This is a genomic window from Salmonella sp. SJTUF15570 (genome assembly GCF_043357055.1).
Taxonomy (GTDB): domain Bacteria; phylum Pseudomonadota; class Gammaproteobacteria; order Enterobacterales; family Enterobacteriaceae; genus Salmonella; species Salmonella enterica.
This window is the reverse complement of sequence record NZ_JBEUKJ010000005.1, coordinates 103,423-120,423: the sequence shown is the minus strand read 5'-3', so window position 1 is coordinate 120,423 and position 17,001 is coordinate 103,423. Positions and strand designations below refer to the sequence as shown.

19 protein-coding genes are annotated in these 17,001 nt (G+C 52.7%); 10 read left to right on the top strand and 9 right to left on the bottom strand.

Annotated elements, in window-relative coordinates:
* From ABVN44_RS11615 to gstA, 4 genes are all read left to right on the top strand, one after another.
* Nucleotides 1-693, top strand: coding sequence for an electron transport complex subunit E (locus ABVN44_RS11615; protein WP_023232038.1), 693 nt, complete (start codon nt 1-3; stop codon nt 691-693).
* Complete coding sequence (gene nth / locus ABVN44_RS11610) at nt 693-1,328, top strand: endonuclease III (RefSeq protein ID WP_001030325.1); 636 nt, start codon at nt 693-695, stop codon at nt 1,326-1,328. The genes ABVN44_RS11615 and nth overlap by 1 nt, the downstream gene beginning before the upstream one ends.
* A 601-nt stretch (nt 1,329-1,929) precedes the next feature.
* Entirely contained in the window at nt 1,930-3,435 is a 1,506-nt protein-coding gene (dtpA, locus tag ABVN44_RS11605; RefSeq protein ID WP_052908347.1) for a dipeptide/tripeptide permease DtpA, read from the top strand.
* 104 nt (nt 3,436-3,539) lie between these two features.
* A complete protein-coding gene (gstA, locus tag ABVN44_RS11600; RefSeq protein ID WP_000765727.1) occupies nt 3,540-4,145 on the top strand; it encodes a glutathione transferase GstA in 606 nt (201 codons plus the stop codon).
* 58 nt (nt 4,146-4,203) lie between these two features.
* Here gstA and pdxY read toward each other — a convergent pair whose 3' ends face one another.
* The 5 genes from pdxY to anmK all read right to left on the bottom strand — a co-directional run bounded on the left by pdxY (nt 4,204) and on the right by anmK (nt 8,778).
* Nucleotides 4,204-5,064 (bottom strand): pyridoxal kinase PdxY, encoded by an 861-nt coding sequence (pdxY, locus tag ABVN44_RS11595; protein WP_000789740.1) that lies wholly within the window; start codon nt 5,062-5,064, stop codon nt 4,204-4,206.
* A 59-nt stretch (nt 5,065-5,123) separates the two neighbouring features.
* Nucleotides 5,124-6,398 (bottom strand): tyrosine--tRNA ligase, encoded by a 1,275-nt coding sequence (gene tyrS, locus ABVN44_RS11590; RefSeq protein ID WP_000168626.1) that lies wholly within the window; start codon nt 6,396-6,398, stop codon nt 5,124-5,126.
* A gap of 126 nt (nt 6,399-6,524) precedes the next feature.
* Entirely contained in the window at nt 6,525-7,181 is a 657-nt protein-coding gene (gene pdxH, locus ABVN44_RS11585; RefSeq protein ID WP_001282334.1) for a pyridoxamine 5'-phosphate oxidase, read from the bottom strand.
* 58 nt (nt 7,182-7,239) lie between these two features.
* Entirely contained in the window at nt 7,240-7,569 is a 330-nt protein-coding gene (gene mliC / locus ABVN44_RS11580; RefSeq protein ID WP_001132086.1) for a C-type lysozyme inhibitor, read from the bottom strand.
* A gap of 87 nt (nt 7,570-7,656) precedes the next feature.
* Entirely contained in the window at nt 7,657-8,778 is a 1,122-nt protein-coding gene (gene anmK, locus ABVN44_RS11575) for an anhydro-N-acetylmuramic acid kinase (protein WP_000835021.1), read from the bottom strand.
* Between the two features lie 272 nt (nt 8,779-9,050).
* Here anmK and slyB point away from each other — a divergent pair, with 272 nt between their 5' ends.
* Nucleotides 9,051-9,518: an outer membrane lipoprotein SlyB gene (gene slyB, locus ABVN44_RS11570; protein ID WP_000597179.1), complete on the top strand. Its 468-nt coding sequence runs from the start codon at nt 9,051-9,053 to the stop codon at nt 9,516-9,518.
* 47 nt (nt 9,519-9,565) lie between these two features.
* On the opposite strand, the gene slyA is transcribed toward slyB, so the two are convergent.
* Nucleotides 9,566-10,006, bottom strand: a complete 441-nt coding sequence (gene slyA, locus ABVN44_RS11565) for a transcriptional regulator SlyA (protein WP_000764554.1) — start codon at nt 10,004-10,006, stop codon at nt 9,566-9,568.
* 194 nt (nt 10,007-10,200) lie between these two features.
* Here slyA and ABVN44_RS11560 point away from each other — a divergent pair, with 194 nt between their 5' ends.
* Genes ABVN44_RS11560 through ABVN44_RS11550 form a run of 3 tightly spaced genes read left to right on the top strand, consistent with a single transcriptional unit; the run spans nt 10,201 to nt 13,339 of the window.
* A complete protein-coding gene (locus tag ABVN44_RS11560; protein ID WP_000649755.1) occupies nt 10,201-10,437 on the top strand; it encodes a DUF1656 domain-containing protein in 237 nt (78 codons plus the stop codon).
* 2 nt (nt 10,438-10,439) lie between these two features.
* On the top strand, nt 10,440-11,300 hold the full coding sequence (locus ABVN44_RS11555) for an HlyD family secretion protein (RefSeq protein WP_001518804.1): 861 nt from the start codon (nt 10,440-10,442) through the stop codon (nt 11,298-11,300).
* Nucleotides 11,300-13,339: an FUSC family protein gene (locus ABVN44_RS11550; RefSeq protein ID WP_000777612.1), complete on the top strand. Its 2,040-nt coding sequence runs from the start codon at nt 11,300-11,302 to the stop codon at nt 13,337-13,339. The genes ABVN44_RS11555 and ABVN44_RS11550 overlap by 1 nt, the downstream gene beginning before the upstream one ends.
* Here ABVN44_RS11550 and sodC2 read toward each other — a convergent pair.
* The 3 genes from sodC2 to ABVN44_RS11535 all read right to left on the bottom strand — a co-directional run bounded on the left by sodC2 (nt 13,315) and on the right by ABVN44_RS11535 (nt 15,102).
* On the bottom strand, nt 13,315-13,836 hold the full coding sequence (gene sodC2, locus ABVN44_RS11545; RefSeq protein WP_000826812.1) for a superoxide dismutase [Cu-Zn] SodC2: 522 nt from the start codon (nt 13,834-13,836) through the stop codon (nt 13,315-13,317). The two genes, ABVN44_RS11550 and sodC2, sit on opposite strands and share 25 nt — an antisense overlap.
* A gap of 79 nt (nt 13,837-13,915) precedes the next feature.
* Nucleotides 13,916-14,812 (bottom strand): aldo/keto reductase family oxidoreductase, encoded by an 897-nt coding sequence (locus tag ABVN44_RS11540; protein ID WP_063054242.1) that lies wholly within the window; start codon nt 14,810-14,812, stop codon nt 13,916-13,918.
* A 50-nt stretch (nt 14,813-14,862) separates the two neighbouring features.
* A complete protein-coding gene (locus tag ABVN44_RS11535; RefSeq protein ID WP_001538148.1) occupies nt 14,863-15,102 on the bottom strand; it encodes a DUF1289 domain-containing protein in 240 nt (79 codons plus the stop codon).
* Between the two features lie 102 nt (nt 15,103-15,204).
* On the opposite strand from ABVN44_RS11535, the gene ABVN44_RS11530 reads away from it, so the two are divergent.
* Nucleotides 15,205-15,804 (top strand): TetR/AcrR family transcriptional regulator, encoded by a 600-nt coding sequence (locus tag ABVN44_RS11530; RefSeq protein ID WP_048348850.1) that lies wholly within the window; start codon nt 15,205-15,207, stop codon nt 15,802-15,804.
* Between the two features lie 58 nt (nt 15,805-15,862).
* On the top strand, nt 15,863-16,960 hold the full coding sequence (locus tag ABVN44_RS11525; RefSeq protein WP_023232036.1) for an alkene reductase: 1,098 nt from the start codon (nt 15,863-15,865) through the stop codon (nt 16,958-16,960).
* Nucleotides 16,961-17,001 lie beyond the last annotated feature (41 nt).

The window sequence follows — 17,001 nt, the reverse complement described above, 5'->3', positions numbered from 1 at the left end:
ATGAGCGAAATAAGAGACATTGTTGTTCAGGGGTTATGGAAAAATAACTCTGCTCTGGTGCAGCTACTTGGCCTGTGCCCTTTACTGGCGGTGACGTCTACGGCAACCAACGCTCTGGGGCTGGGTCTGGCCACAACGCTGGTATTAACGCTGACCAACCTTACGGTGTCCGCACTACGTCGCTGGACGCCGGCAGAAATCCGTATCCCGATTTACGTCATGATCATTGCCTCGGTGGTAAGCGCAGTACAGATGCTGATCAATGCGTATGCGTTCGGTTTGTATCAGTCTTTAGGGATTTTTATTCCTCTGATTGTAACGAACTGCATTGTTGTTGGTCGCGCCGAAGCGTTTGCCGCGAAAAAAGGACCGTGGCTTTCCGCGTTGGACGGTTTTTCCATCGGCATGGGCGCGACAGGCGCGATGTTCGTGCTGGGTTCGCTGCGCGAGATCCTCGGGAATGGTACGCTTTTCGATGGCGCGGATAGCCTGCTGGGAGGCTGGGCAAAAGTATTACGGGTCGAGATATTTCACACCGACTCGCCTTTCCTGCTGGCGATGCTGCCGCCAGGCGCGTTTATCGGCCTGGGGCTCATGCTGGCGGTAAAATATCTTATTGATGAAAAAATGAAGAAACGCCGCGCCGAAACCGCGCCTTCCGCAGTTCCGGCAGGTGAAACAGGGAAAGTCTGATGAACAAAGCAAAAAGGCTGGAAATTCTGACGCGCCTGCGCGACAGCAATCCGCACCCCACAACGGAACTCAATTTCACGTCGCCGTTTGAGTTGCTGATTGCCGTGTTGCTTTCCGCGCAGGCAACCGACGTCAGCGTGAACAAGGCGACCGCCAAACTTTACCCGGTCGCCAATACGCCAGCCGCGATGCTGGAACTGGGCGTTGAAGGCGTGAAATCCTATATCAAAACCATCGGCTTATTTAACAGTAAAGCGGAAAACGTGATTAAGACCTGCCGTATTTTACTGGACAAGCATAATGGCGAAGTGCCGGAGGATCGGGCGGCGCTGGAAGCGCTTCCCGGCGTGGGGCGTAAAACCGCTAACGTAGTACTAAATACCGCCTTCGGCTGGCCGACCATCGCCGTTGATACGCATATATTTCGTGTATGCAACCGAACGCAGTTCGCGCCGGGTAAAAATGTCGAGCAGGTAGAAGAGAAGTTGCTGAAAGTGGTGCCGAATGAGTTCAAAGTGGACTGCCATCACTGGTTAATTTTGCATGGCCGCTATACCTGTATCGCCCGAAAACCCCGCTGCGGCTCCTGCCTCATTGAAGATCTTTGCGAATACAAAGAAAAAGTCGATATTTGATATGGTCGGAGTGCGTCCGTCACGCCAGCGCGCTCCCACCTTCGGCCTGGATCTATTTTAGCCATCAATCATTCCAGTCTCTGTCCTTTTTCTGATGTAATGTGCTTTCGTTTTCACTCCACGTCAGGTTAATCATTTTTTTAATCGCAAAAAATTCTATCTATCCGTGATCAGGATCACTTTGATAACTTCATGTGAAATTTAATGACATCTAAGGTTACATTTACAACCGGATAGACTGACGCCCCGTTTTCACTACAAAACATTACTCTGCCATTTTTTCAGATAATGGCCTATATCACTGCTTTTCACCTTAAATAGCAGAAGATATCGCCTTTCACCCAAACCAATGGCCTTTTTGCAGTGTAAAAATCTGCCATTCTTCAAATGAAGAAATTTAACGCTGGATAACATTTCTGACATCGGACGATTCAACCAGAAGAGTTATATGTAACAGATTATTACAAAGCTCTTGTCTGGAGAGGAAAGATAGTGAACATTACCTGCCGTTTCCCCTCCAATATAACAATCGGACGGATGAGTCTGACTCATCACGCGCCAGACAATCCCTGTTAATACGGGGCGTAAAAAAGAGGTAAAAGTGTCTACTGCAAACAAAAAACCAACTGAAAGCGTCAGTTTGAACGCTTTCAAACAACCGAAGGCGTTCTATCTCATCTTCTCGATAGAGTTATGGGAGCGTTTTGGTTATTACGGCCTGCAAGGCATTATGGCCGTCTACCTGGTAAAACAACTGGGTATGTCAGAAGCGGATTCCATCACCCTTTTCTCTTCCTTCAGTGCGCTGGTGTACGGCCTGGTCGCCATTGGCGGTTGGTTAGGTGATAAAATTCTGGGCACCAAACGCGTTATTATGCTGGGTGCCGTGGTGCTGGCTATCGGTTATGCGCTGGTCGCATGGTCTGGTCATGACGCTGGCATCGTCTATATGGGCATGGCGGCTATCGCTGTGGGTAACGGTCTGTTTAAAGCTAACCCGTCTTCCCTGCTGTCTACCTGTTACGCGAAGGACGATCCGCGTCTCGACGGCGCATTTACGATGTATTATATGTCCGTCAACATCGGCTCCTTCTTCTCTATGCTGGCGACGCCGTGGCTGGCGGCGCGTTATGGCTGGAGCACCGCGTTTGCGCTTAGCGTCGTCGGTATGCTGATAACCGTCGTTAACTTTGCTTTCTGCCAGCTCTGGGTGAAAAGCTACGGTTCCAAACCCGACTTTGAACCGATCAACTTCCGTAATCTGCTGCTGACAATCGTGGGTATTGTCGTTCTGATTGCGGTCGCCACCTGGCTGCTGCACAACCAGGATATCGCGCGTATGGTGCTGGGCGTAATCGCTCTTGGCATCGTCATTATCTTCGGTAAAGAAGCGTTTTCCATGCACGGCGCGGCTCGCCGTAAAATGATCGTCGCCTTTATTTTGATGCTGCAGGCGATTATCTTCTTCGTACTGTACAGCCAGATGCCGACGTCGCTGAACTTCTTTGCCATTCGTAACGTCGAGCACTCTATTCTCGGTATCGCGTTCGAACCGGAACAGTATCAGGCGCTGAACCCATTCTGGATCATTATCGGCAGCCCGATTCTGGCCGCTATCTATAACAGGATGGGCGATACGCTGCCGATGCCGATGAAATTCGCCATTGGTATGGTGCTGTGTTCCGGCGCGTTCCTGATTCTGCCGCTGGGCGCCAAATTTGCGAACGATGCCGGCATCGTATCCGTAAACTGGCTGATCGCGAGCTACGGCCTGCAAAGTATCGGTGAGCTGATGATCTCCGGTCTGGGACTGGCAATGGTCGCACAGTTGGTTCCGCAGCGTCTGATGGGTTTCATCATGGGTAGCTGGTTCCTGACAACGGCAGGCGCTAACATCATCGGCGGTTATGTCGCCAACCTGATGGCTGTGCCGAGCGACGTGACTGACCCGCTGATGTCCCTGGAAGTCTATGGTCGCGTATTTATGCAGATTGGCATAGCAACTGCCGTTATCGCCGTCCTGATGCTGCTGACAGCGCCTAAGCTGAACCGTATGACCCAGGACGATGATACCGCTGAAAAAGGCTCTAAAGCCGCTACAGTTTAATTTTCCGGGAAACAACATTCAGGCCGCTAACTGTGCGTTAGCGGCTTTTTTTTTGCACGTCCCCGCACTACCATACTTTAAACCTCAGCAAAAAGGAGTTACCGATGAAACTGTTCTACAAACCGGGTGCCTGCTCTCTTGCTTCCCATATTACCCTGCGCGAAATTGGCAAAGACTTTACGCTTGATGGCGTCGATCTCGCAAAAAAACGCCTGGAAAACGGTGATGATTACCTGGCAGTCAACCCTAAAGGACAGGTTCCGGCTCTGCTGCTGGATGACGGCACACTGTTGACTGAAGGCGTCGCCATTATGCAGTACCTCGCCGACAGCGTTCCCGACCGCCAGCTTCTGGCGCCGGTAAGTAGTCTTGCTCGCTATCATACGCTGGAATGGCTCAACTATATTGCAACGGAACTGCATAAAGGCTTTACCCCGCTGTTCCGCCCTGACACGCCGGAAACACTCAAACCCGCCGTTCGCGCCGGTCTGGAAAAGAAATTGCAGTATGTGGATGAGTCGCTTTCAGACGACCAGTGGATTTGCGGCCAGCGTTTTACCATTGCAGACGCTTATCTGTTTACCGTATTGCGTTGGGCCTATGGCGTAAAACTGAATATGGACGGGTTAACGCATATTGAAAGTTATATGCAGCGTGTCGCAAAAAGACCGACCGTTGCGGCAGCGCTTAAAGCGGAAGGACTGAATTAATGTCATGTTGCCGGATAGCTCGCTGTACCGCCATCCGGCCTCTTTTTAGCAGCAATAATTACAGCCGCGTTGCGCTGAAGTAATGTTCAGGGTTAGCGATCCTGTCCTGGGCCGCCACGACCTGCAGTTCGTACTCCTGCATCGTTTTGGTGGCGATCATAATCTCATAGACTGCCGCCGTAACGTGCTCCAGCGCCTGCTGCAACGTCGCGCCCTGCAAAAGTTTGACCAGCAATAAACCACTGGTGACATCGCCAACGCCAACCGGCTGACGTGAGCCGAAATCCACCAGCGGACGGCTAATATGCCAGGCTTCCTGCGCTGTCACCAGCAGCATTTCAAAGCGTTCTGAACTGTAACCGGCGCGGGCGAGATGTTTTACCAGTACAATTTCTGGCCCCTGAGCAATCAGTTCGCGCGCCGCCTGCACGGCGTCATCCACACTATTCACGCTATGTTTGCTGAGAATTTCCAGTTCAATCAGGTTAGGCGCGATAATATCGCTGGCGGGTAGCGCATAACGCACATGGAACTCTGCGACGCCAGGCGCCACGATACAGCCCTTTTCCGGATGCCCCATCACGGGATCGCAGAAATATTTTGCCTGCGGATTTGCCGCTTTAACCTGGCGCACAATACCGAGAATGTGTTCTCCCTGCTCGGCAGATCCCAGGTAACCGCTAAGTACGGCGTCGCAGTGCGCTAACTGGCCAATGTCCGCAATCCCCTGGACAATCTCAGTCAGATGGCTGGGCGGCATGACACAGCCGGTCCATTTACCATATTGCGTGTGGTTAGAAAACTGAACGGTATTCAGCGGCCAAACATTCGCGCCAAGACGGCGCATGGGAAATTCGGCGGCGCTGTTGCCCGCATGTCCGAAAACAACATGGGACTGGATAGCGAGGATATTCTTCATTTTTTTACCTGAACATCAAAAATAAGGGAGTGATTTCTCACTCCCTGTTACTTAATGCCTTATTTCCAGCAAATCAGACAATAGTTCTTTTTGCCGCGACGTAATAAGGTATAGCGGCCAAACAGACGGTCCTCATCGTTAAAGATGTATTCAGGATCGGATTGTTTTTCACCATTGATAGTGACAGCGTTGGAGGCGATAGTCTTACGCGCCTGACCACGCGACGGCTGGAGTTCGGCGTCTACCAGCGCCTGCATCAGGTCGGCGCCTTTTTCCATTTCAACCATCGGTACGCCGTCCTGCGCCAACTGCTCAAAGTCAGCTTCGCTCAGCGCGCTCAGTGAACCGCTGAACAGGCATTCGGTGATCCGTTTCGCCGCGACCAGCCCCTCTTCACCATGAACCAGGCGCGTCACCTGCTCGGCCAGCACATACTGCGCGCGCGGCGCTTTACCGCTGTTTTTATCTTCTTCTTCCAGGGCATTGATCTCTTCAATGTCCATAAAAGTGAAGAATTTCAGGAAGCGATAAACATCGGCATCTGCGGTGTTAATCCAGAACTGGTAGAATTTGTACGGACTGGTTTTCTTCGGATCCAGCCAGACAGCGCCGCCTTCGGTTTTACCGAATTTCGTGCCGTCAGCTTTGGTGATCAGCGGAACGGTCAAACCAAATACCTGATTCTGGTGCAGGCGACGGGTCAGGTCGATACCGGAAGTGATGTTCCCCCACTGGTCAGAACCGCCAATCTGTAAGGCAACGCCGTGCAGTTTATTCAGACAAGCGAAGTCGTACCCCTGTAGCAGGTTATAAGAGAACTCCGTGAAAGAGATACCCTGATCGTCACGGTTCAGACGCTGCTTCACCGCTTCTTTGTTGATCATCTGATTAACGGAAAAATGTTTACCGATATCGCGCAGGAAAGTCAGCACATTCATGCTGCCGAACCAGTCATAGTTATTGGCCGCGATGGCGGAGTTTTCGCCGCAATCAAAGTCCAGGAATGGGGCAACCTGTTTACGAATTTTCGCCACCCACTCCTGAACGGTCTCTTCAGTGTTCAGTTTACGCTCGGCGGCTTTGAAGCTCGGGTCGCCAATCAGACCGGTCGCGCCGCCTACCAGCGCAACAGGTTTGTGCCCTGCCTGCTGGAAGCGTTTCAGGCATAACAATGGAACCAGATGCCCCAAATGCAAGCTGTCAGCGGTAGGATCGAAGCCGCAATAGAGCGCGATCGGGCCTTGCGCCAGTCGCTCTGCCAACGCGTCTTCGTCCGTCACCTGGGCTACCAGCCCCCGCTCTTGCAATTGTTTAATCAAGTTACTGCTTGCCATCAAAATCTCCATGTATAAAACGACTGCACCTTTGCCGGTACACGACTTTTCGCCAGACGCGAAAGAGACATAGCATAAAACGGCGGATTCATCCGCACCAGTGCTTAAAACAAGATTTTTGCATCTTTAGGGCGCAAGACGGTCGATTTTCCATGCGCCGTCGTCGCGTTGGTATAAAAAGCGATCGTGCAGACGATGTTCGCCGCCCTGCCAGAACTCCATCTGTTCGATACTCACGCGAAAACCACCCCAGAAGCTGGGTAACGGCACTTCGCCCTGTTGAAACTTCTGCTTGAGCTCCAGGAATTTGCTTTCGAGGATACCGCGCGCGGAAATGCGGCTGGATTGTTTAGAGACCCATGCGCCGATCTGGCTGTCGCGCGGACGGCTGTGGAAATACCTCACCACCTCAAGAGTGGAGAGACGCTCGGCTTTGCCTGTCACCATCACCTGGCGTTCAAGCATATGCCAGGGAAATAACAGGCTGATACGCGGATTGTGCTCAATTTGATGCGCCTTGCGGCTTCCCAGGTTGGTATAAAAGACCAGGCCTTTTTCATCGTAATGCTTGAGCAATACAATACGCTGGTACGGTTGCCCCTTGTCATCTACGGTCGCCACGACCATTGCCGTCGGATCGGCCAGTCTGGCGTCGCACGCTTGCCCAAGCCAGCGCTCAAATAAGGTTAACGGTTCAGCGGGTAAATCGCGGCGACGCAAGCCGCCTTTCGTGTATTCACGGCGCAGATGCGCGATCTGCTGCAATTGGTCGTTATCAGACATGGCGTTGATCAGAAATAATCAGTGGGTGGCGCTATTGTGCGCCCCCATACTGAAAATCTCAACGCTTCGGATTTTGTAACTGACAGTTATTAAGCACAATTCTGTCTCGCTTATAGACCGTGGCGCTCTCGCCTTGCGACCAGAAAACATAAATCCCGTCGGTATAACGCGCGCCCGAGGCCGAGATTCCTTGCTTCAGGGTCAGCAGCTTATTGTCATAAACAAAACTGACCTCTTCACGCGGGTTATTGACTTTAACGGTAAGCGGCTTCTCATCACACTGGTATTCCAGCGTATCCGTTTGCATACGTTCAACAAATTGTTGATAAACGCTACAGCCGGTCAGCAGCACAGGTAAACACATTATTGCGATCTTTTTCATAGGCATATCCCGAAAGCTCTCCTGCTTCTGGAAGGGCAAACGCCCCTTCCTGACCTTGCTAGTTTACTGATATAGGGTCCGGGAAAAATTCAGTTAACTCTGAGTTATTGGGTTAGCCGGGTAAATAGCGCCTAAAACACTGGCTTCTGTAGCCCCCGTCACGGAAGGTAAATTTCCCGGCAGGCCCGCGAGCGTTCGCCAGGCAAGCCATGCAAAGGCCAGCGCTTCCATATCATCGCCGCTGATCCCCGCCTTATCGGTGGTCGAAACCTCGATACCGGGCAACAGCGCCGCCAGACGGGCCATCACTAACGGATTCCGGCTTCCGCCGCCACAGACCATCAGCCGCTCGCAGCCGCCATTGAGCAGCACCTGTTGGGCGATGGAGACCGCCGTCAGCTCCGCCAGCGTGGCCTGTACATCGCGCGCGTCTGCGCCAGGGAAAGCCGTAAGATGGCGCTCTAACCAGCCATAGTTGAAATATTCGCGTCCTGTACTTTTGGGCGCCGACGCAGCAAAGTACGGATCGCGCAACATCTTTTGCAGCAATGGAAGAATAACCTGACCTTCTTTCGCCCATGCCGCGTCTTTGTCGTAGGGCTGCGCGCATTGTCGCCAAATCCACGCATCCATCAACATATTACCCGGCCCCGTGTCGTACCCGCGCACCGCCTGTCCGGGGAAAAGCAGAGATAAATTGGCGATGCCGCCGATATTCAGGACCATACGTTTTTCCGTCGGATGTCCCAACAGCGCGTGATGGAAAGCGGGCACCAGCGGCGCGCCTTGTCCGCCCAGCGCAATATCCCGCCGCCGAAAATCGCCGACCACTGTAATCCCCGTATGGGCGACGATGTGATTATTATCGCCAATTTGCAGCGTATGCGGGGCCTCGCCGGTCGGCTCATGCCAGACCGTTTGCCCATGACAACCAATGGCGACGATATCCCGCGGCTGCAAACGTTGTTGCGCTAACAGCGCATTAACCGCCTGTGCAAAAAGCCGGCCTAACTGGGTATCCAGCTGGCCGAGTTGCGAGAGCGTAAGCGGTTGTCCCTGGCAAATATCGAGAATGCCTTTTTTCAGATGAACGGGAATGGGCCAGGTGAGACTTGCCTGTTGCGCAACCATGGTTTCATCAATTGCCGCCAGTACAACATCCACGCCATCAAGGCTGGTCCCGGACATAACGCCAATAAAACGGCCCGATTTCATACCTCTTCCTTATTAAGCTGGGTTAAGCCTTAACACTCGGCATAACGTATTTTGCAATGCGATGCCCGCGTCACGTTTTTTGCCGTGCCGTCCACGGATATCAATAACCTATCTTTTCTTGCTTCCCACTTCGTTTAAGATTAGTTAATTAACTTCTGATTATGATTTTTACATTCTTTCGGCAGAAGATATGACCTTAACTGCATAAATGCCATATAATTTAGCTATAGGGATGCTGAAATAGCGTTTCGTGAAGAACAGGAGATGGGTAAATGATTAAACGTGTACTGGCCGTTTCACTGATGGGGTTATCCTTAGCTGGGTGTGTTAACAATGATAGCCTTTCGGGTGATGTTTATACCGCATCCGAGGCTAAACAAGTTCAGAATGTAACGTACGGTACTATCGTTAACGTTCGTCCGGTTCAAATTCAGGGCGGTGATGATTCTAACGTGATTGGCGCTATCGGCGGCGCGGTGTTGGGCGGATTCCTCGGCAACACTATCGGCGGCGGTACGGGTCGTTCACTGGCGACCGCGGCAGGCGCGGTGGCTGGTGGCGTAGCGGGCCAGGGCGTCCAGAGCGCAATGAATAAAACCCAGGGTGTGGAACTGGAAATTCGTAAAGACGATGGCAACACCATTATGGTTGTGCAGAAACAAGGAAATACGCGTTTCTCGGCAGGTCAGCGTGTCGTGCTGGCCAGCAACGGCAGCCAGGTTACTGTCTCTCCACGCTAAACCAGGCTTTACGTGTGGTCACATGGCCACACGTATGCCCCTGCACCTCAATCGTGAGAGTGCAATTCCATAATGTTGTGTTCAAGTTTAGCGACAAGTTTAATCAGAAGCTCAATCTCCTCTGAAGAAATCCCAGCCAAAATTTCACCGCGCGTTTTATGAATGACCTCTTCCATCTCAGCGATCAGCGGCTCCGCTTTTTCGGTCAGTTTAATCCGCTTAGCGCGACGATCGCTGGCGCAGGTTTGCCGCGAAATTAGCCCCTTATCTTCAAGTTGATCCAACGTGCGTACCAGCGATGGCTGCTCAATGCCTATCGCTTTAGCCAATTGAATCTGCGACTGGTCAGGCGGCAATTGATGAATATTGTGCAACGTGACCCAATGTGTCTGCGTCAATTCCAGAGGCTTGAGGCGATGGTCAATCAGAGCACGCCAAATGCGCACCAACCGTGCCAGATCAGAACCTAGTGGCGATTCCAATTTCATCTCCTTATAATTAGCTTGCTAAGTTATTATGCTGATTTTAGAATAGTGTGCAGTATTTGTATTCTCAAAACAAATGTATTGCTAAATTTGCTTACCAATAGACATTTTTTCAGACATAGTGCGCACCTGGCACCTGTAGCTTCAGTTTTGGCTAAAACTAAAGCATCGATGTCTGACGCAAAGGAACATTGCTTGTGAAGTGTATACTCAACGCCACAGGATTGCCCTTACAAGATCTCATGTTGGGAGCATCTGTTTACTTTCCGCCATTCTTTAAAGCCTTTGCGCTTGGGTTCGTTATCTGGTTGTTTATTCACCGACTCCTGCGTGACCGGATATACTCTGATGAAATCTGGCATCCCCTGTTAATGGATCTCTCCCTCTTTACGCTTTGCGTATGTCTGGGCCTCGTTTTACTGATCGCGTGGTAAATATGTCGTTAAAAACAATAAAATATTTTTCTACTCTCATTGTCGCCGTCGTCGCCGTTCTGGCCGCATGGTGGTTATGGAATTACTATATGCAGTCACCGTGGACGCGCGATGGTAAAATCCGCGCGGAACAGGTCAGCGTAACGCCGCAGGTTTCTGGCAGCATTACCCAACTCAATATCAAAGATAATCAGTTCGTCAACGCCGGGGACGTTCTTTTTGTCATTGATAAAACGCCCTTCCATATTGCAGAACTTAACGCGCAGGCGCAGTTGGCCAAAGCGCAGTCCGATCTGGCAAAAGCGAATAATGAAGCCGATCGACGTCGACATTTATCGCGTAACTACATCTCTGCTGAAGATCTGGATAGCGCCAATCTGAATGTTAAAGCGATGCAGGCCAGCGTAGATGTCGCACTGGCGACGTTAAAACAGGCGCAGTGGCAGCTTAGCCAGACGGAAGTAAAAGCGCCGGTATCCGGCTGGGTGACCAACCTTTCCACGCGTACCGGTGATTATGCCAGTACCGGTAAGCCGCTTTTCGCCCTGGTAGATAGCCATTCATTTTATGTAATGGGATATTTCGAAGAAACCAAACTACGCCATATCCGCGAAGGTGAACCTGCATTAATAACACTGTATAGTGGCAATATTAAGTTACAGGGTCACGTTGGCAGTATCGGGCGCGCTATTTACGACCAAAGCGTGGAAAGCGACTCCGGTTTAGTGCCCGATATCAAACCCAACGTACCGTGGGTACGTCTGGCGCAACGCGTACCGGTACGTATCGAATTTGACGCTTTGCCGCAGGATATCACGCTCGTCTCCGGCACTACCTGCAGCGTAGCCATTGGACAGCGGTAATGAAACTCTCCCTGCCGGCCCTGCGAAATACGCCCTGGTTTAAAGCGACCTCCGGCCAGTGGCGTTACGCGTTGCGCAATACCATTGCCATGTGTCTCGCGCTGACATTCGCTTATTATCTCAATCTGGATGAGCCCTACTGGGCGATGACTTCGGCCGCAGTGGTGAGCTTTCCGACCGTAGGCGGCGTAATCAGTAAAAGTCTGGGGCGTATTGCCGGGAGTTTACTCGGCGCGACCGCCGCGTTAATTATTGCTGGCCATACGCTGAATGAACCCTGGTTGTTCTTATTTAGCATGGCCGCCTGGATCGGTTTTTGTACCTGGGCCTGCGCGCATTTTACCAATAATGCCGCTTATGCTTTCCAGTTGTCCGGCTACACGGCGGCGATCATCGCGTTCCCGATGGTTAATATTGTAGAAATCACGCAGTTGTGGGATATCGCCCAGGCACGTGTATGTGAAGTTATCGTCGGCATCCTCTGTGGCGGCATGATGATGATGATCCTACCCAGCACATCGGATGGCACTGCCCTGCTCACCGCGTTGAAAAACATGCATGCACGCTTGCTGGAACATGCCAGTCTACTGTGGCAGCCGGAGACTACCGACGCTATCCGCTCCGCGCATGAGGGCGTGATTGGGCAAATCCTGACCATGAACCTGCTGCGTATTCAGGCCTTCTGGAGTCACTACCGTTTTCGCCGCCAGAATGCATTGCTAAATGCATTGTTACACCAGCAATTACGGCTAACCAGCGTGATCTCCAGTCTGCGTAGAATGCTTTTAAACTGGCCGACGCCGCCGGAAAACAGCCGCGAAGTTATTGAACAACTCTTAGCCGCGCTAGCGAAACCGCGCGCGGACAGCTACACCGTGGCGCGGATTATTGCGCCGCTACGCCCGCAGGATGAACAGGATTATCGTCACCTCGCGTTCTGGCAGCGATTACGCTATTTTTGCCACTTATATCTGCGCAGCAGCCGCCAGTTATATCTGATCGAAAGCGGCGCGCCGGTGGATCAAATCCATATCCGCCGCACTCCCGGCCTTGCACGGCATACGGATAACGCAGAGGCCATCTGGAGCGGCGTACGTACCTTTTGCACGCTCACGGTGATTGGCGCCTGGAGTATTGGCGCGCAATGGGAATCCGGGCCCGGCGCATTAACCCTGGCGGCGATCAGTTGCGTTCTCTACTCCATCGTCGCCACGCCGTTTAAGTCGCTCACCTTATTGATGCGTACTTTAGTGCTGCTGTCCTTATTCAGCTTCGTGGTGAAATTTGGCCTGATGGTGCAAATCACCGATCTGTGGCAATTCTTGCTTTTCCTTTTTCCGCTGTTCGTCACGATGCAACTGCTTAAACTGCAGATGCCTAAGCTGGCGGGACTGTGGGGGCAGCTTATCGTTTTTATGGGCTCATTCATCGCCGTGACCAATCCGCCGGTGTACGACTTCGCCGACTTCCTTAACGATAATACCGCCAAGATCGTCGGCGTCGCGATTTCCTGGCTGGCGTTTGCGATTTTGCGCCCCGGTTCCGATGCCGTAAAAAGCCGCCGCCATATCCGCGCGCTACGCCGGGATTTCGTCGATCAGCTTAGCCGTCACCCTTCCCATAGCGAAAGCGAGTTTGAGTCGCTGACCTATCATCACGTCAGTCAGCTCAGCAATAGCCAGGATGCGCTGGCGCGCCGGTGGTTATTACGTTGGGGAGTGGTACTGCTGAACTGCTCGCATGTGGTGTGGCAGCTGCGCGCCTGGGAGTCGCGTTCCGATCCGCTTTCCCGGGTGCGGGATATTTGTATATCCCTGCTGCGCGATGTGATGAGCGAGCGCGGCGTGCAGCAACGCCCGCTTGCCGTCACGCTACAGGAACTACAGCGTATCTGCGACACGCTCGCACATCATCATCAACCCGCCGCGCATGAGCTGGCGGCGATTATCTGGCGTTTACACTGTTCGCTGTCGCAGCTGGAACAGGCTCCAGCACAGGGAACGCTGTCTCCGGGTTATTTAATGACGCCGCAGGCGTAACGCATTCCGCCGCCGCCGAGCGGTTTCGGCTGATCGGACATGTTATCGCCGCCCACATGGATCATGAGCGCTTTATCTTTCACTTCATCAAGAGACTTCAGACGCGGCGCAGTAACCGGTTCGGTGGCGATACCATCATTATTAACGACTAACACCGGGAGGTCGCCCAGATGCCCCTGGCCTTCCGGTCCTTCATGCTTACCGGTATTTTGTGGGTCCAGATGACCACCAGCGGCTTCTGCGGCAACCGCTTTGCCGTCTTTAATCGCGGGCTGGCAGCTACCGTTGGCATGAATGTGAAAACCATGCTCGCCCGGCGGCAACGCTTTAAGGTGTGGGGTAAATTTTAAGCCGCCTTCGGTTTCATCGATGACGACGGTGCCGATAGACTGTCCTACGCCTTGCGCCGTCACCAGGTTCATCTCTACTTTCTCGCTGGCGGCCTGCGCACCCGCGCAGGCCAACAGCGTTACTATCGCTAAACTTAATCGCTTCATAAAACCTCCGTTACATGTGGTCGCCTGTTAAGTGTAAACCACTGGCGAAAACATGAACGGAAAGTCAACGAGTTGGCGATTACGGCACGTCATAACCCAGTGCCGCCTTGCGGATTCGGAACCACTGTTGACGCGACAATGACAGCGTTTCCGCTTCTAGTGCGGCGCGTACGCGTTCGATTTTACCCGAGCCAATAATCGGCAGCGGCTGCGACGGCAAACGTAAAATCCAGGCATAGACCACCTGTTCAATAGAACTGGCGTTGAGTTCTTGCGCGATAACGGAAAGTTCCTGGCGCAACGGCTGATAAGCCTCATCATTAAACAGACGACCGCCGCCAAGACATGACCAGGCCATCGGACGAATACGCAGTTGCTGTAATTGATCTAATGTGCCGTCCAGCAACAAAGGCTGGTGAACCGGCGAGATCTCCACCTGGTTGGTCGCCAGGGTGAACGGCAGGCGCGATTGCAGTAACGTAAATTGCGCTGGCGTAAAATTAGAAACGCCAAAATGGCGCACTTTGCCGCTTTGGTGCAGATGTTGAAACGCCTCGGCGACGTCATCCGCATCCATTAACGGATCGGGACGGTGAATTAACAACATATCCAGATAATCTGTCGCCAGATTTTTTAATGACTGTTCGGCGCTCAGAATAATATGGCGGCGATCGGTAATATAATGACCGAGCCTATTTTCCGCTCTGGCGGTGGTCGCAATACCGCATTTGGTAACGATTTGCAGTTTTTCCCGCAAATGCGGCGCCAGCGTTAGCGCCTCGCCAAACGCCGCTTCGCACTGATAACCGCCATAAATGTCCGCATGGTCAACGGTGGTGACGCCCAAATCCAGATGTTCTTCGATAAAACTCACTAACTGACGCGCGGAAATATTCCAGTCCATCAAACGCCAGTAACCCATGACAAAACGCGAAAACTCCGGGCCTTGTGGAGCGATGGTGACACGCTGAACCATAACAGATTCCTCATAGAGAATAATGAGGTTGAGTATACGCAATTCCGCGTTTAAAAGAGTGAAGGTTGTTGAGGATCTTCCGATGGGAGAGGCTTATTTGCGCGTATTTTACGCAAGAAACGCTGGCGACAAAGCCGCAGTACATTTTGTTTCTCGGCATCGCTCATTTTTTGCCAGTTAAAGCGTTCGTCGCGGCTGCGCATACATCCCCGACAAAAGCCACGCTCATCAGACTGACAGATACCGCGACATGGGCTTGCTACAGGAAAAAACTCCAACTGCTCGGCCACATCCCCTCCTCAACGTTTGGCGCTTATGACTATTGAAGACGCTAACTGACATTATGGCAACTCTGCTTGCAGTAGACCGACTGGTCTACTATACTGCCTGTCATGAATAAGCAAACCGAACACGATACCCGCGAACATCTGCTGGCCACCGGCGAGCAGCTTTGTATGCAACGGGGTTTTACCGGCATGGGGCTTAGCGAGTTGCTCAAAACCGCCCAGGTGCCTAAAGGGTCGTTTTATCACTACTTTCGCTCGAAAGAAGCCTTCGGCGTCGCCATGCTTGAGCGACATTACGCCTGCTATCATCAGCGTCTTACGGCGCACTTCACCTCCGGTCCCGGTAATCATCGCGATCGTCTTCTCGCCTGGTATCAGGAAACGTTAAAGCAGTTTTGCCAGCAAGGCGCCATTAGCGGTTGCCTGACGGTGAAACTGTCAGCGGAGGTCTGCGATCTGTCGGAGGATATGCGCTCTACGATGGATAAAGGGGCGCAGGAGATCATGGCACTGCTTGCACGCGCGCTGGAAGATGGCCGTAATAGCCACTGTTTACATTTCACCGGCCAGCCGTTGCCACAGGCGCAGGTACTTTATGCCCTGTGGCTGGGCGCCAATTTGCAGGCCAAAATATCCTGTAGCGCCGCGCCGCTGGAAAATGCGTTGGCGCATGTTAAGACCATCATTGCAACGCCTGAGCAGTAACGGGCGTTTTTATTTCCTTTATTACAAGACGACCGGTCTACTTATATCAGGAGCCACTATGTCATCAGCAAAACTGTTTACCCCCCTCAAGGTGGGTGCCATCACGGCGACAAATCGCGTATTTATGGCGCCTTTGACGCGTTTGCGGAGTATTGAACCGGGCGACATTCCTACGCCGTTAATGGCGGAATATTACCGTCAACGCGCCAGCGCCGGATTGATCATCAGCGAAGCCACACAAATCTCCGCACAGGCGAAAGGCTATGCCGGCGCACCGGGATTACACAGCGATGAGCAGATCGCCGCCTGGAAAAAAATCACTCAGGGAGTCCATGCCCAGGGCGGCCATATGGCGGTGCAACTGTGGCATACGGGCCGTATTTCACACGCCAGCCTGCAACCAGGCGGACAAGCGCCCGTCGCGCCATCCGCTATCAATGCGGGAACCCGCACCTCTTTGCGTGACGAAAACGGCCAGGCCATCCGCGTAGAAACTTCCACGCCGCGCGCGCTGGATACTCATGAGATCCCCGGGATCGTCAACGATTTCCGCCTGGCTATCGCCAATGCCCGAGAGGCAGGCTTCGATCTGGTGGAGCTGCACTCCGCGCACGGTTATCTGCTGCACCAGTTCCTCTCACCGTCTTCTAATCACCGTACCGATCAGTACGGCGGCAGCGTAGAGAATCGCGCCCGTCTGGTGTTGGAGGTGGTTGATGCCGGCATTAAGGAATGGGGCGCGGACCGTATCGGCATCCGCCTTTCTCCTGTCGGCACTTTCCAGAATGTCGATAACGGCCCGAATGAAGAAGCTGACGCCCTTTATCTGATTGAAGCGTTAGGCAAACGCGGCATTGCTTATCTGCATATGTCTGAACCAGACTGGGCGGGCGGCGAACCGTACAGTGACGCGTTCCGTGAAAAAGTGCGCGCGCGTTTCCACGGTCCCATCATCGGCGCGGGCGCCTATACGCCAGAAAAAGCGGAAGATCTGATCGAAAAAGGGCTGATTGACGCCGTGGCGTTTGGTCGCGATTACATCGCTAACCCGGATCTGGTAGCGCGTCTGCAATGTAAAGCGAAACTCAATCCACAGCGTCCCGAAAGTTTTTATGGCGGCGGCGCGGAAGGCTACACTGACTACCCTACTCTGTAATTTCATTGATAGCGGCCGCACATCGCCGCTATACTTTGAAT